The 1,668-nt window shown below is 60.5% G+C and carries 2 protein-coding genes and 1 pseudogene; all 3 read left to right on the top strand.

The annotated features are described in order from the left end of the window. Positions 1 to 543, top strand: a pseudogene (locus AC1DVH_RS30740) (penicillin-binding protein 1B); the annotation flags it as partial. Positions 544 to 559: 16 nt separating this feature from the next. Then, complete coding sequence (locus AC1DVH_RS30735) at positions 560 to 1,297, top strand: tetratricopeptide repeat protein (RefSeq protein WP_477756962.1); 738 nt, start codon at positions 560 to 562, stop codon at positions 1,295 to 1,297. Next, entirely contained in the window at positions 1,297 to 1,632 is a 336-nt protein-coding gene (locus tag AC1DVH_RS30730; RefSeq protein WP_223454881.1) for a YqcC family protein, read from the top strand. The genes AC1DVH_RS30735 and AC1DVH_RS30730 overlap by 1 nt, the downstream gene beginning before the upstream one ends. Positions 1,633 to 1,668: the final 36 nt, after the last annotated feature.

Here is a 1,668-nt window from a genome sequence, read left to right as displayed (position 1 = left end):
ATCCGAAGCGTGCTGACTGCCGAGGGCGAGCCGCTCAAGCGTTATCCGTTCCAGATTCAGCAGCGTTTCGATCCTGCTTCCATTTACCTGATCCAGAGCGCCATGCAGCGGGTGATGCGTGAAGGTACCGGCAGTTCGGTCTATAACGTGCTGCCAAGGACCCTGACCCTGGCGGGTAAGACCGGTACCAGTAACGACTCGCGGGACAGTTGGTTTGCCGGTTTCAGCCAGGACTTGCTGGCGGTGGTCTGGCTGGGTCGCGACGACAACGGCAAGACGCCATTCACCGGCGCCACCGGGGCTCTGCAGGTCTGGACCAGCTTCATGCGCAAGGCCGACCCGTTGCCGCTGGATATGCCGCAGCCGGATAATATTGTTCAGGCCTGGGTTGATTCGCGAACCGGGCAAGGTTCTGACGCCGGTTGCCCAGGTGCCGTACAGATGCCGTATATTCGCGGCAGCGAACCGCCTCCCGGCGCCGCTTGCGGTGGTGAAAACCCTGCCGAGTCGGTAATGGATTGGGTCAAGGGCTGGATGAATTAAGCAAAGAGGGTTTCAAGTGAACAAGTGGTTGATTCCAGCGGTTGCCGCCGTAGCTTTGCTCAGCGGTTGTTCTAGCGTACAACGTGGCTCGATTCCGGTTGTGGATTCCGGCACYGTCGTGTCCAACAGTGAGCGGATCTCGGCCAATGGCGGCTTCCGCCAGACGACTGTCAAGCGCCCTGCACAAGGCCAGTCGCGGACCCAGGCGATTGCGCAAGGCGACAGCGGTGTAGTGGTGATGGTGCCAGGCGCTGCAACGACTTCGACGCCGATCAGCACGACACCGATTACCCCGGGTCCGATCACGCCAGGGCCGATTGACACGCCGCCGGTCCAGTCGGCGCCGATCAATCAGGGCAGCTACAGCATGCCGTCGTCGCCAAGCGGGATTCCGTCGGCCAGTGCGGGCGGACTTTCTGCTGACGAGCAACTGGACGGTCCGGTGTTGGCCTTGCTGACCACCGCTCAACAGCAACAGACGAGCGGTGATCTCAACGGTGCTTCCTCCAGTCTCGAACGCGCCCAACGCGTTGCACCGCGTGAGCCGCAGGTGCTTTACCGTCTGGCGCAGGTGCGCATGGCTCAAGGCGATGCGGCCCAGGCCGAGCAGTTCGCTCGCCGTGGGCTGACCTTTGCCAATGGTCGGCCAGAGCTTCAGGCCAACTTGTGGGAGCTGATTGCCCAGGCGCGTGAAAAGCAGAGTGATTCCCAGGGCGCGGCACTGGCTCGTCAAAAGGCCAAGGTAACGCTGTGATGGACGCGCGCTTTCTGAAAATCGCCGATCAACTGTTGTTGATCGAGCGCGAGTTGCGGGTGCAAGGGTGGTGGGATGAAGTCTCGCCCTCTGCTGAAGCGCTTGCCAGTGTCGAGCCGTTTTCGGTCGATACACTGGATTTCGAGCAATGGCTGCAGTGGATCTTCCTGCCGCGCATGAAGATGATCCTTGAGCAGGATTTGCCGCTACCCAATGCTTCGGGCATTCAGGAAATGGCTGAAATGGTTTTTGCCGGACGCAATGTCCAGGGCAAGGATCGGCAGTTGCAGGTATTGCTCAAACAGTTTGATCAGTTGATCACAGCGTCTCGCTGAGCCAGAAGCTGCCAGCGTCCGCAGGCAGTTGTTCAC

The organism is Pseudomonas sp. P4_C3, from assembly GCF_056402075.1.
The sequence above is the reverse complement of the archived record's forward strand: the minus strand, read 5'-3'. Positions and strand labels throughout refer to the sequence as shown.